This is a genomic window from Agrobacterium sp. GD03872 (genome assembly GCF_029840625.1).
GTDB classification, from domain to species: Bacteria; Pseudomonadota; Alphaproteobacteria; order Rhizobiales; family Rhizobiaceae; genus Agrobacterium; species Agrobacterium fabrum_A.
In genome coordinates this window covers 1-13735 of record NZ_JAOCCY010000019.1, presented here as the reverse complement: position 1 = coordinate 13735, position 13735 = coordinate 1, and the positions used below count along the sequence as shown (strand labels likewise).

General features: G+C 57.4%; 12 protein-coding genes. 9 read left to right on the top strand and 3 right to left on the bottom strand.

The features are described 5' to 3' along the window. Positions 1-63 precede the first annotated feature (63 nt). From N5D22_RS23855 to N5D22_RS23825, 7 genes are all read left to right on the top strand, one after another. Entirely contained in the window at positions 64-1041 is a 978-nt protein-coding gene (locus N5D22_RS23855) for a substrate-binding domain-containing protein (RefSeq protein WP_003521644.1), read from the top strand. Positions 1042-1160: 119 nt separating this feature from the next. Further along, positions 1161-2651 carry a sugar ABC transporter ATP-binding protein gene (locus N5D22_RS23850; protein ID WP_279658382.1) on the top strand — a complete coding sequence of 497 codons (1491 nt, stop codon included), beginning with the start codon at positions 1161-1163 and terminating at the stop codon, positions 2649-2651. Beyond that, positions 2644-3660, top strand: a complete 1017-nt coding sequence (locus N5D22_RS23845; protein WP_279658381.1) for an ABC transporter permease — start codon at positions 2644-2646, stop codon at positions 3658-3660. Before N5D22_RS23850 ends, N5D22_RS23845 begins: the two co-directional genes overlap by 8 nt. After that, complete coding sequence (locus N5D22_RS23840) at positions 3657-4652, top strand: ABC transporter permease (protein WP_279658380.1); 996 nt, start codon at positions 3657-3659, stop codon at positions 4650-4652. Before N5D22_RS23845 ends, N5D22_RS23840 begins: the two co-directional genes overlap by 4 nt. A gap of 1 nt (position 4653) precedes the next feature. Then, positions 4654-5502, top strand: a complete 849-nt coding sequence (locus tag N5D22_RS23835; protein WP_279658379.1) for a sugar phosphate isomerase/epimerase — start codon at positions 4654-4656, stop codon at positions 5500-5502. A gap of 54 nt (positions 5503-5556) precedes the next feature. Continuing rightward, positions 5557-6222, top strand: a complete 666-nt coding sequence (locus tag N5D22_RS23830; protein ID WP_279658378.1) for a nucleoside triphosphate hydrolase — start codon at positions 5557-5559, stop codon at positions 6220-6222. Between the two features lie 62 nt (positions 6223-6284). Beyond that, positions 6285-7154 (top strand): sugar phosphate isomerase/epimerase, encoded by an 870-nt coding sequence (locus N5D22_RS23825; protein ID WP_279658377.1) that lies wholly within the window; start codon positions 6285-6287, stop codon positions 7152-7154. Positions 7155-7328: 174 nt separating this feature from the next. On the opposite strand, the gene N5D22_RS23820 is transcribed toward N5D22_RS23825, so the two are convergent. Both N5D22_RS23820 and N5D22_RS23815 read right to left on the bottom strand, forming a co-directional pair. After that, complete coding sequence (locus N5D22_RS23820; RefSeq protein WP_279658376.1) at positions 7329-8537, bottom strand: MFS transporter; 1209 nt, start codon at positions 8535-8537, stop codon at positions 7329-7331. 319 nt (positions 8538-8856) lie between these two features. Next, positions 8857-10626 (bottom strand): diguanylate cyclase, encoded by a 1770-nt coding sequence (locus N5D22_RS23815; protein WP_279658375.1) that lies wholly within the window; start codon positions 10624-10626, stop codon positions 8857-8859. Between the two features lie 451 nt (positions 10627-11077). Between N5D22_RS23815 and N5D22_RS23810 the strand changes: the two genes are divergently transcribed. Then, the gene (locus N5D22_RS23810) at positions 11078-11455 is read left to right on the top strand and encodes a hypothetical protein (RefSeq protein WP_279658374.1); all 378 of its coding nucleotides are present in this window, start codon (positions 11078-11080) and stop codon (positions 11453-11455) included. 212 nt (positions 11456-11667) lie between these two features. Here N5D22_RS23810 and N5D22_RS23805 read toward each other — a convergent pair whose 3' ends face one another. Beyond that, positions 11668-12030, bottom strand: a complete 363-nt coding sequence (locus N5D22_RS23805; protein WP_279658373.1) for a hypothetical protein — start codon at positions 12028-12030, stop codon at positions 11668-11670. Positions 12031-12222: 192 nt separating this feature from the next. On the opposite strand from N5D22_RS23805, the gene N5D22_RS23800 reads away from it, so the two are divergent. After that, a complete protein-coding gene (locus N5D22_RS23800) occupies positions 12223-12474 on the top strand; it encodes a transcriptional regulator (protein ID WP_279658372.1) in 252 nt (83 codons plus the stop codon). Positions 12475-13735: the final 1261 nt, after the last annotated feature.

Below are 13735 nucleotides of genomic sequence, written 5' to 3'. Positions count from 1 at the left end.
ACGCGCCAGATGAAAAATGGCTGCGGCGGGTTTCGTTTGCCTGGTTTTTTGAGGAGGAACATCATGAAGAAAATTATTGCTGCAGCGGTCGGCCTGTCGCTCGCGCTGCTCTCGTCCGCCGCCTTCGCCGAAGGCCCGAAGGTGGGCGTCGTCGTCAAGATCGGCGGCATTCCGTGGTTCAACGCCATGGAGGCGGGTATCAAGGAGCAGAGCAAGAAGCTCGGCGTCGACGGTTTCATGGTCGGCCCGACCAGCGCCGATCCCGCCCTGCAGGTCCGCGCCATCGAGGACCTTATCGCTCAGAAGGTCGATTTCATCGGCGTCGTGCCCAATGATGCAAAGGTGCTGGAGCCGGTGCTGAAAAAAGCCCAGGCCGCCGGCATCAAGGTCATCACCCATGAATCGCCCAAGCAGCTCGGCGCAGACTGGGATTTCGAACTGGCTTCCGCCAAGGGCTTCGGTGAAGCACATGGCAAGCTGCTGGCGGAAAAGATGGGCGGCAAGGGCTCCTATGCCGTGTTCGTCGGCTCTCTCACCGTCCCGCTCCATAACGCCTGGGCCGATGCCGCTATCGCTTATATCAAAGCCAATTATCCCGACATGAAGCTGGTCGGCGACCGCTACGGTGTCGCCGAAGATCTCGACAAGAGCCGTTCGACGGCGCTTGACCTGATGTCCGCCAATGCAGACCTGAGCGGTTTCCTCGCCTTTGGTTCGCAGGGACCGATCGGCGCCGGGCGCGCCGTCGAAGAGCGGCGTAAGGATGGCAAGGTCTTCGTCATCGGCCCGTTCTCGCCGGGGCAGGGCGCCAAGCTCATCAAGTCAGGTGCGCTGACGGGCGGGTTCATGTGGAATCCGAAGCAGGCCGGTGAGGTCTTCATCACGCTCGCCGACCGTATCGCCAAGGGCGAGACACCCAAGGCCGGCGATAATATCGAAGGTCTCGGCACCATCAATCCAGAAGGTAACACCATCGTTGTCGACCAACTTCTGAAGATCGACAAGGAAAGCATCGACAAGCTCGTTTCCATGGGCCTCTGATCCTCCCCAAGGCCAGGGACGCCGCGCGAGGTGTAATACTCGCGCGGCGTCCCATCTGGAAAAACATGCCGAGCGCCACGTCTGCAATGCTTTCGCGGCGGAAGGAGATTGACGCTATCATGAGCGCAGAACCGCTCCTGTCCCTCAAAAATATCAAGGTCACTTTCGGCGGCGTCCGCGCCCTGAAAGGTGTTTCTTTCGAGGTCAATCCGGGTGAAGTGCATTGCCTTGCCGGTGAAAACGGCTGCGGTAAAAGCACGCTGATCAAGGTCATCACAGGCGTCTATACGCCCGAAAGCGATGCCGAACTCTATTTCGACGGCAAGCAGATCACCGCGATGAACCCGACGCTTGCGCAATCGCTTGGCATTCAGGTGATCTGGCAGGATCTGGCGCTGTTCGATGAAATGACGGTGGCTGAAAATATCGGTTTTCAGTATGCGGTGAATGGAAAATACGGGTTGGTCGACAAGCGCGCCATCGAACAGGCAGCCGAAAAGGCGCTGGCGCGGCTCGGTGTCGAGATCGACCTCGACAAGCCGCTCAAGGAATTGCCCATCGCCCAGCGTCAGATCGTGGCGATTGCCCGCGCGCTGGTCGGGGAAGCACGGCTCGTTTTCATGGATGAGCCGACCGCCTCGCTCACGCAGTCTGAAACCGATTACCTGATCGACATCGTCCGCAACCTGTCGGCCTCGGGTGTCGCGGTTGTGTTCGTTTCGCATCGGCTTGCGGAAGTGCTGGAGATTTCGGACCGCATCACCGTTTTGCGGGATGGATCGCTCGTCGGCGTCTTCCCGGTCGAAGGCATGACCCAGTCGCGGGTAACCGAATTGATGACCGGCCGCAATTTCGACAGCGCCGTCATCGCCGCCGATCACGATGACAAGCCCGTCGTTCTCTCGGTGCGCGGGCTCGGCCGCGCCGGCGAGTTCGAGGATGTTTCGTTCGATCTGCGCCGGGGCGAAACGCTCGGCATTACCGGCCTCTTGGGAGCCGGCCGCACCGAACTGGCCTTGACGCTGTTCGGCATGCATCGGCCGCAATCGGGTGAAATCCTCATTGATGGAAAGAAGGTGGATTTTCATTCCAACCGCGATGCGATCCGGGCGGGCGTCGCCTATCTTTCCGAAGACCGGCTTTCGCTTGGCCTGAACCAGCCGCAATCCATTGCCGACAATCTCGTCATGGCCTCGCTCGACCGGCTGCTGAGCGGCGGCCTGATCTCGCCGTCAAAAAAGGCGGATGTCGTTTCCCGCTGGATTTCTGCGCTCGGGGTGAAGATCGGCCTGCCGGAAGATCCGATCCGCACGCTTTCGGGCGGCAACCAGCAGCGTGTGGCGATTGCCAAGTGGCTGGCCATCGGGCCGAAAATCCTCATCCTCGATGCGCCGACGGTTGGTGTCGATGTCGGTGCGCGCGCCGGCATCTTCGAAATCGTCCGCAAGCTGGCGTCAGAAGGGCTGTCGATCATCGTGATCTCCGACGAGCCGCCGGAAGTCTATTTCAACACCGACAGGATCATCCACATGGTCGAAGGCCGGTTTCACGCCACCCATGATCCGCGACACCTGTCGCTCACCGAACTGGAATCCGCCATCTATGCGTAGGCTCATCCTCGGACATACCACCGAATTCACGCTGCTTGTGGTCATGGTGCTGCTCTGCACGGGGCTGTCTTTTGCCACCGACCGGTTCCTCACCATCTCCAACGCCTTTGACGTGCTGAATGTTTCGGCGGTCAATATCATCTTCGCGGTCGGCCTGCTCGTGGTGCTGATTTCCGGCGGCATCGACATTTCCTTCGCGGTCGCCGCCTCCGTCGTTCAATATGTGACGGTGCTGGCGCTCAATGCGCTCGGCGGCGGCAACTGGGCGGAAGGTTTCATCATTGCCGGCGCGGTTGGCCTTAGTCTCGGTTTCGTCAACGCCTTCCTCGTCTGGCGGCTCAACATCATTTCCATCGTCGCGACCATTTCCACATTCAACATCTTCTTCGGGTTGTTGATGTTCTTCACCAAGGGCGTGTCGATCTACGACCTGCCCGAGTGGCTGTCGACGCGCGTGGTGTTTTACGAGCGCGAGATGGCTGACGGTTCGTGGGTGGAGCTGACGCTGCCCGTCGTGGTCATGATCCTCTGCTGCTTCGCCACCTGGTTCATGATTTCGCGCACCACTGTCGGGCGCAAGCTTTATGCCTTCGGCGACAATCCGGAGGGCGCGCGCCGCTTCGGCATCAATATCGGCGCCATGCACTACATTTCCTTCGGCTGGCTCGGCCTGATGGCGGGCATTGCAGGGCTCATGCAGGCGCATTATGCGCAGGAGGTGGTGCCCAACGCGCTTTATGGCCGCGAGCTGGATGTGCTTGCCGCAACCGTCCTCGGCGGCGCGCGGCTTGGCGGCGGCAAGGGCTCCGTCATCGGCTGCGTGCTCGGGGTGCTGATGGTGTCGATCACCCAGAACGGCCTCAACCTGATGGGCGTTTCTCCCTTTGCCTTCAAGATGATCGTCGGGGCCATCATCCTCATCGCCATCACGCTCTCTTCCACCCGCTTCGACAGGCTTCTGCCGGGCGCTCTACGTATATCCGCAAAGAAGGGGAGCGCGCAGCGATGAGCAGTCTCATCAGGAAATTCAATGCGATTTTCGGTGCGGATATGGCCGGGCCGGTGATTGCCTTCATCGCCGTCATGCTCATCTTCGGGACCTTTGCCGATAATTTTCTCTCGCTCGCCACATTCGGTTCGGTCGCCTTCCAGCTGCCGGAGCTTGGCCTGCTGACGCTGGCGATGCTGCTGCCTCTGCTGACGGGCGGCATCAATCTGTCCGTCACCTTCGCCGCCAACCTGTCGGGGCTTGCCGCAGCCTGGGTGCTGCAGGCCCATGGCGGCGTGGATGCGCCGCCGAGCGCCTTCCTGTTGGCCTGCCTTGCGGCGCTCGCCACCGGCGGCGCGGCCGGCGCAATGACCGGAGCGGCGATTGCCTACACCCGCGCACACCCCATTCTGGTGACGCTGTCGATGATGATCTTCCTGCGGGGCCTTGGCGAGTTTTTGACGCGGGGCGGCGATGTTTCCGGTTTTCCGGCCTATATGGCGCCGCTCGGCCATGGCACGCTTCTCGGCCTGCCGATCCCGCTTCTGATCTTCATCGTCTGCGTCGGCCTCTGGCATGTGCTGTTGACGCGCACGAGGCTCGGCTTCGGGCTGTTGATGATCGGCTCGAACATCGAGGCCGCACGTTATTCCGGCCTCAATACGCGCAAGATCCTCGTGCTCGTTTATACGCTTTCTGGCCTGATGTGCGCTGTCGCCGGCATCATCATGCTTGCCCGTTTCAATTCCGTCCGTGTCGGTCACGGGGAATCCTATCTGCTGATAACAGTGCTGGCGGCTTTCCTCGGCGGCATCAATCCCTTCGGCGGTTTCGGCCGCGTCCTGCCCGTCTTCGTCGCGCTCATCGTCCTGCAGCTGCTGTCATCAGGCCTCAATCTCCTCGGCGCCAACCAGCATCTGGCAACGGCGCTCTGGGGCGTGCTGATGATTGTCGTCATGGCGGCGCGCGGCCTGTTTTCAAGCTACTTCGCATCTCTGAGAAAGAAGGTATGACGTGAAAGGCTTCGGTGTTCACGCAATGATGTGGTCTCTGAAATGGGACCACGAAAACGCCGGGCGGTCCATCGCCGCTGCCGCGGATTACGGCCAGGATTTCATCGAGATCCCGCTTATCGATATCCCCTCCGTCGATGCGGCGCATACGCGCGCCCTGCTCGAAAAATACGGCTTGCGCGCCGTCTGCTCGCTGGTGCTGCCGGAACCGGCCTGGGCATCGGTTCGTCCGGAAGCCGCCGTGGAACATCTCGGGGCCGCGCTCGACAAGGCTGCGGATATGGGGGCGGAAGCGCTGACCGGGGTCACCTATGGCGGCACCCATGAGCGAACCGGATTTCCGCCGACGCCGGGTGAATATGACAATCTGACGAGGGCGCTCTCCAGCGCCGCCCGCCACGCCAAAACACGCGGCCTGCAATTCGGCATCGAGACCGTCAACCGCTATGAAAACCATCTGCTCAATTCCGCTGAACAGGCGGTGGCGCTGGTCGAACGCATCGGCGCGGACAATGTCTTTGTCCATCTCGATACCTTCCACATGAACATGGAGGAAAAGGGCATCGCAAACGGCATCGTCGCCGCCCGCGATCACCTGAAATACATGCATATGTCGGAGAGTGACCGCGGCACGCCGGGATTCGGCAATGTCGCATGGGACGAAGTGTTTTCCGCACTCGCCGCCATCGATTTCAAGGGCGTGCTGACGCTCGAGAGTTTTGCGGCCATGCCCGCGGACATGGCGGGAGCGATTTCGACCTGGCGGCCCGTCGCCGCCAGCGCCGAGGAGGTGCTGGACAAGGGACTGGCCTTCCTGCGCGACAAGGCAAACCAGTACCGGATTTTCTGATCGCCGGCCCGATCAAGGCCGGTTGCCCCATCATTCATCGAGGCGAAGAGTACCTTGAGTAAAATTGACGACAATGCCCGTGAAATTGCGGCCCTCGCCCTCAAACGTTCCGCCGGCGCGAATGGCCGGCGCGTGATGATCGCCATTGCCGGCGCGCCGGGATCGGGAAAATCCGCCATCGCCGAACGTGTGGTGGATGTTCTGAACGCTGGTGAAGGCGTATCCGCCGCGCTTTTTCCGATGGACGGCTTTCATTATGACGATGCCGTGCTTGAGGAGATGAAGCGCCGTCCGTTCAAGGGCGCCATCGATACCTTTGACGCCCACGGATTGCGGCACATGCTTGGGCGTCTGAAGGCCAATGAGGATGATATCGTCGCCGTCCCCGTCTTTGACCGCGCGATCGAGATCGCCCGCGCCGGCGGCCGCCTTATCCCGCAATCCGTCGATATCATTGTCTGTGAGGGCAACTATCTGCTTGCCGGCCAGTCGCCCTGGGATCGCCTCAAACCGATATTCGACCTGACCGTCTTCGTCGATGTCGGCGAGGACGACCTGCGCAACCGCCTCAGGGAGCGCTGGCGCAGCTTTGGCCTCGCCGAAGACGAGATCAACCGCAAGGTTGAGGAGAACGACCTTCCGAACGGCCGGTTCATCATTTCCACGAGCACGCAACCGGACCTTCGCATCGGAAATCCGGGAAAAAAATCCTGCTCCTGACATCGGCTGAACGCGCGCCTCCAATCAAGAACCAGCGAAACAGAAAAGTGAAAGAGACCCCCATGAAACACGGCATCTATTATTCTTACTGGGAACATGAGTGGAGCGCCAAGTTCGGTCCCTATGTCGAGAAGGTCGCGAAGCTCGGTTTCGACGTCATCGAGGTCGCCGCACACCACATCAACGACTATAGCGACGCCGAACTTGCCGACATCAAGCGGAGCGCTAGGGACAACGGCATCATCCTCACCGCCGGCATCGGCCCGTCGAAAACGAAGAACCTGTCCTCGGAGGATGCTTCGGTGCGCGCGGCGGGCAAGGCGTTTTTTGAACGCACCCTTGCCAATGTCGCCAAGCTCGACATCCGCACCATCGGCGGCGCACTGCATTCCTACTGGCCGATCGACTATTCCCAACCCGTCGACAAGGCGGGCGATTACGCCCGCGGCGTCGAGGGTATCAACGGCATTGCGGATTTCGCCAATGATCTCGGCATCAACCTGTGCATCGAAGTCCTCAACCGCTTTGAAAACCACGTGCTCAATACCGCGGCCGAAGGCGTTGCCTTCGTCAGCGATGTCGGCAAGAACAATGTGAAGGTCATGCTGGATACCTTCCACATGAATATCGAGGAAGACAGTTTTGGTGAAGCCATCCGCACGGCCGGCCCGTTGCTCGGGCATTTCCACACCGGCGAGAGCAATCGCCGCGTGCCGGGCAAGGGCAGGATGCCCTGGCACGAAATCGGCCTCGCGCTTCGCGATATAGATTACACCGGCGCGGTCGTCATGGAACCCTTCGTCAAGACCGGCGGGACGATCGGCTCCGACATCAAGGTATGGCGTGACCTCAGCGACGGCGCCGACCTCGCGAAAATGGATGAGGATGCCCGCAATGCCCTGGCATTCTCCCGTTTCGTCCTCGGCGGCTGATGCCCTATCGACGCGTCGACCGGGCGGCGGTCATCCGTCGCCCGGTTTTTACACCGCTAAATGCGGCCGCAGATCGCCGATATGTCCGCCGGCGTGCTTTTTCGTGCGACGCCGGCGCGATGGTGCTTGATCAGACGTCTTCCCTCCAGACAGTGTGAGGAGGAAAAGCAACGATCACTCGGGGCGCTGCAGCAGGGCGAGAGCGACCGTGGATGCGGCAAGGATCGCGGTCAGAGCCAGCGGAGCAATAGCACCATAGGAGTCAACGATGTAGCCGCCCAAAACCGCCCCGATACTGATGGCCACCTGAAAAGAAACAACCATCAGACTGCCTGCCGCTTCCAGCGCGTCGGGTGCGCCGCGGGAAAGGTTGGTGGGCAGCACCACAGGCGCCATGCCGAAGGCAAGCCCCCAAAGAGCGACGAGAGCAAATGCGGCGCCGGTATGAACACCCCAGACAACGAGGGCGATCGTCGCAAATGCCATCAGGGCGGCGGTAACGATGAGTGCGAGGCGGATACTGGTGTCAGCCATCCGGCCCCCCAGTACATTGCCGATCACGGAAGCCACGCCAAAGCCGAGCAGGGCGAGAGCGATCGGCGTGGTCTCAAGCAGCGTCACCTGTTCGAGGAAGGGACGCACATAGACCGAACCGGCAAAATGCCCCGTCATCAGCAACAGGATTGCCAGCATGCCCAGTTGAACGCTGCGCCGCCGCGTCAGCCGGAAAACATCGGAAAGACTGTTGCTCGTACTTGCCGGCAGCGACGGCAGGCTGAGTATCTGCAGCAGCATGGCAATTATGGCAAGTCCCGCCGTCATCGACATGGCGATGCGCCATCCCAGCCAGTCGCTGATCAAGGCGCCCATCGAAGGAGCCGCAATGGTGGCGAGCGAAACGCCGAGGGTGACGATAGCCATGCCGCGCCCGGTCGAATTCGCACCGACGAGCCGCGCCACAACGGCAACCGAAAGTGCCCAGAAACCGCTGAGCGCAATACCCAGTCCGGCCCGGCCCACCAACAACAGCCAGAAATCGGCAGCAACTGATGCGAGAATGTTGGAGCCGATCGCCAGTGCGCTAAGACCGACAAGCACGGTCTTGCGGTTCAGTTTGCCGATGAGGACATTGCTCAGCAAAGCCGTCACGGCGCCCACGGAAGCTGTCGCCGTAACAACCTGCCCGGCCGTACCCTCGGTAATGCCGAGATCGCGCGCCATGGGCGTCAACAATCCCGCGGGCAGGAACTCGGCCGATACCAGCGCAAAGCTGGTGGCCGCCATCGAAAGAACCGCGAACCAGGTCGCAGCGGTCCATGCGGGTTGCTCGGCGGCCTCCAGGGCAATTGTTGACCCATCAAATTCTGATGTCGTGTCCGTCATGGTTTCTCTCCTTGAGTTGGGAGAGTTTTAGACGAATTTTTTCGGATGATATGTATCTAAAAATCCAAATTTCATGCCTATTCCTCCGAATTTTGTGCGCCGCACAACGTTGGGCACGTCGCTGCGCGATCGCTTCGGTCACGTCATGGCGGTGTTCGACCCGCAAGTGGATCGCGCTTCATGGCATCTGGCGTCAATCGCGAGATCTTTGAGTTCGTGGAGCCAGCTCTATCGGTTAAGTCACGCGTGCTTGAGGCCGCACTGTCTTCAATTTTTTGGTGTTCACGTCCTGTGCTGCTATTGGCCGGGAAACCGTTCGCTAGATCGTGTCGAACGATACCCATCTGTTGCGACCGCTCTGTTTGGCGTTCAACAGTGCTGCATCGGCTCGTTCCAGCACGCTGCTGACAGTCCCGCCGGCGGGTGCAGTTGCTATACCGACAGAGACGGTAATAGGGTCGAGAAGACGACCGCGGTAGTTGACCGGCGCCTGCTCGACAGCACGCCGGAGTTTTTCCGCAACCTTCATTCCTGCTTCAATTCCCGCTCCAGGCATCAGCACGGTGAATTCCTCCCCACCGAAACGGAAGAGATGACCCGCATCGCCAACGGCTTCGGAAAGAACCTGTGCCACGTATTGCATGACAGCGTCACCGGCATCGTGGCCAAAGCGGTCGTTGAAACGCTTGAAATAGTCGATGTCCAGCATCAGGCAGGCGAGCGGCTCATCCGGCTTTTCAAGATGCCTGTTCAGTGCTTCATCAAGAGACCGGCGGTTTGAAAGACCTGTCAGCGCATCCTGTTTGGCCATGCCCACCAACCGCTGCCTAAGCTGGAGATTTGCGACCGCAAGGCCAATATTCTCTGCGAGAAGTTCCAGATAAAGTCGCTCTGTTTCGAGCGTTTCGCTTCTTGTCAGGATTTCGAGATACAACAGGCCAACGGTCTCCCCCAGAGCAGTCAGCGGGATACAGAGGCCGGTGCCGGAGTTTTCCTGTAGATGGTGGCAGACGACATCGTCGCCGTCCGGATTGCTGGTGTGGGGGCGCCCGCGGCGCAGTGCCCAACAATCATCGATTAGAAACTCTGCCGCGGAAAACGACGGGTCGGACCATTTGCCGCCAGATTGAAGTAGCGAGCTGTTTTCTTTGAAGACAAGCAGGCGTCCTGCGATGGCGGGAAAAATCTGCGGCATGAACTTCGATACCACGTCGGAAAGCTCGTTCTGATTCTGGCATGCCTGAATCCGATGCATCATCTGCAGGATCAGGTCCTTGATGCGCTGATTTTTACGATGCTCCGCATCAAGCCGTTCCCGCTCCAGCCCGTTGCTGCGGAAGATCCTTATAGCCTGGTTCATCTCTCCAATTTCATCGCGACGCCCTTCGTCGGGTACATCGATACTGTAGTCCTGCCTGGCAAGGCGCATGACAATGTTGCTCATCCTGATCAGGGGGGCGGCCACTCGCCTGCTCAGGACAAAATAAAGCACGGCTAAAAACATCAGCGCCGTTAGCGCCAGCATGACCTTCGCGATCGATCCGTAGAAATCGCTTCGGCTCTTTGCCTGATCGACCATCGCCTGGGTGCGAGCCGCAACGGTTTCTCTCAGCGTTGAGACACTCTTCAGCAAGCCCTCATGCAGTTGGTAATATTCATTGCCGAACAGGAGCTGTTGCGCATCGCTCTGGCGGCCGGAGCGATAAAATCCGATGGCCTGACGCTCGATCTTATCCAGCGTGTCGGCGCTTCCGCGTATGTCCAGAAACAATTCCTGCTCCTGCTGCGAAGCACCGTGCTCAGAGAGTTTGTCCAGATTCGTTTCAAGCCGGTTTTCCTGGTCCTCGTCGACATAGAACTTTGCCAGATGCTGTTCATCGCCCCGCATGATGTAGAGGCGCGCCTCTTCTGTGCGCTCATTGGCGACAATTGCCAGCTCCTCGCCGAGATCATTCAGTTCAAGGTGAGTCTCTATTGCTGCACGCTCTTTAGAAGCGCTCCTGGCCGATAAAATGAATGTGGTCGCCGACACTGTCGTCAATATCAGTGTCACGGCATAAGCGAGGTTCGTGATGGTGCTAAGTCGCATGATGGCGCCAAATGCTTGCCGCGTGGTATGGCAACCGGGTGCGGCGGGTTCAGTTTCAGGTTCTGATCAGCCAGGCCATGCCGCCAAAGGAAAGGACAATCCACCTGATATTGTCGTTATGGTCGATCACGAGACGGGTAATGGCTGATCCCCTTGCTTATCTTTTAGTAGCGCCGCCTCAAATGTCCAACGCAGCGTGCGGATTAAATTACCAAATTTTTAGTTGTGTGCCACTTCGCGAATACCTGGCCTATTGGGAGGCTGCATCCGATTTTGGATATGCGACAGGAACCGGCAGACCGCAACCTGCTTGATGCATGGTTATTGCCCGGACTATCGAAGAGTGATCTTGATACTATAGGCTGTGGATACCTGTGCGTTGAGGATATTATCTCAATATTTGCAGGATATATTGTGCGTGTTGTACCTTGCCTTTTGGGGAATGAATTGAATGAGGACGACTCTATTACTCTGTGCAGCCGCAATGACACTGACTGGCTGCCAGACTCCGGCGCCACAATCTGTTTTGGATTCGCAACGTCCTCCGTCCAGATCGATAAAACGCGAATATGTGGACGCCTTGCGCGGAACCATCAAACCCGGAGATTTCACGAAAGCCGAGATTTCGAGCGTAGTGCTGCTCGATCCTGAAAGGCAGATGTACGCTTATTGCACGCGGACGGCGGAACGTGCCAACCCGAATTGGTCCTATATCGGTGTAGCCCTATATCAGAACGTGAGTGTGGACGTCTCAAAGAATGACTACCGCTGCCGTGACAAGCGGTTGCGTTATTATGATTTTCCTGAGTTGCTGAAAATGAAGTCCTGATAGAGCCGGGCAGGCGGCGTCACCGCTTCTGACGTGTGCGGGTTTCGTAGGGAGTCTAGAAAGCATGACTGTAAACCACCAACTTTCGCAGGTGCCTTCTGGCGTCAGGAATTGCAGTTGCCGCCAACGTTGAGAAGACCCAATTTCTCGGCTTCATCGATCTGCATTCGCATCGTACTCCGTCAAAACGAGTCCAGGGCCTAGATCGGCAATTACTCTTCAAAGCCGCTCTGCGCATGCGAGATCGTCTTGCAGGTCCCGCTGTCCTTTTCGCCAACCATGCGCTTGTCACGAATGACTGAACCCTTGGCGATGTCGATCTCCCATGCCACCGAGCCTTCATTCAGACTCGCTTTACCACCGGCAAAGGTGCCTTTCTCCATTCTCTGACTTCCAGAAGCCGGGACATAAACTCCAAATGTCCCGGTGGCTTCGTCGAGGGCGAAATTGAACACCTGAGGGGTTCCCTTCGAAGTTGCGAATTCACAGCTGAGATATGTCGGCGCGGCAAAGGCGGCAGAGCTCGAAAAAAGCAGGGCAGCAGCGGCAAATCCTGTTCCTGTAATGACGTTCAATTCCTGATCCTCATTTGTATTTTCTCGTTAGACTAGAAATATTTCAACCGTTCGGCAAAGTAAACGATATAGCGATTTGACCCCTGTAGCGCTCACGATCGACCAAGGGGCACGCGCTGTCGGCACGCTATGATGAATATTGACAATATATGCTACGCTTTTCATGGCTGAGGAGAGCGAAAGGAAAACGCCATGGCGTCAGGAAGCATTCACGTCAAAGTCAGCGGTGCGCTGCAAGACCATATCCAGCAGCAGATTGGTGATGACGGTCTTTATGAGAATGCGAGCGAATATATTCGAGTGCTTATTCGGCGTGACATGCAAACCCGCGACGAGGCATGGGATGCCTTGCAAAAGGAACTGACTCCCGCAATGCGTGCGGACGACAGCGAGTTTAGAGCCGTCTCTGCTGATGGTGTAATCGGCCGAAACAAGCGTCGCTAGTTATGGCAGCCTATCGCTTTTATGCGCCTGCCGATGGCACGATGTGATGGTTTCGCTTCTCAAATTTCGGCGGTTTGCTGTAATCGATCATGACAATATCCCCATTCTCATTGATCGACCGCTACACGCTTGCCGTGAAAAATCGGTAATCAGCCATAGAAACATACAGTAATCTTGTCCACACTGATCTTAACAGCCCGTGTTACCAGAGCAATCTCGGAATGCCCGCTCTGGGCCAGAAGTGGACATAATCATGCTAGCTTGTCGATGAAGCCAAAGTGAAAAGTTGTTTTGACTGGCTGCCGTGGTTGCCACCTGTATATTTCGACTTGAAAGGATGTATGTTTTCAACGAATTGACGCTGTCCTCCTAATTTCTTTAGCTTTGAGGAAGGATTTTTGTTTCCCCGTTCATCCTCACCCTGTTTTCCTGCTCTATACTGCACCTGTTCCGCGATGAACCGGGAGACATTCCAGTTTTGAAGCGGAGCCAACTCCGGTTGTGAGAGAAAGACGTCACTCTCATATTTCGGGGTCTGACAGGCAAAGTCCTCTGGCTGTGACCGGAAGAGAGATAGAATATGGTTTGTGGTGGGCCTTTCTATTTCTTCGAAACGCGTTTGCTGAAGGATACACTCTGACAGGCATAATCCGCTGATGCGGGGCACTGATAAGTGTCTTTATTTTTCCACAGGCGACAGTTTTCAGTGCCCCGTTGCAATGCCCATCGAGCTGAAAGGCTGATGGGAAAAGAGATGAAGCTCATAACACGGTCGCAACTGCGTCGCGTGATAGGAAAGGTGTGTTTAATGGGTCTCTATAAGATGTATGTCCTTGCGGCTCGTGCAGATACTGCCCTGATGAGGAGGAGGCTGGCACGATCTCTTTATGCCAGGGCAAAGCTTCGAAACCGTCAGCTCAAGAAGCAATATTTATACAACCAAAAGGGGAATATGAATTCGTTGGCGGATATGAAGAGGGCAGGCCAGATTCGATCTGGACGACTCCCGTAAACATATATTTATATAATAACCAGCGCATAAATATATAAAATATATGTTGCGATGAATTGTATATGTGTGACTGAAGGCGGGCAGGAATCCGCTGATAAAATCGACTTTTACGGCCTGTAATTTGCGGATTGTGGAGCGATTACGTGCAAATATATGAATTTTATGTTGAATTTGCTGTTTTGATTGGAGGATTGTTATGTACGGAAACTATATGGGCGAGATGGATTTGATTGGAGTGGAGTTCAGGTT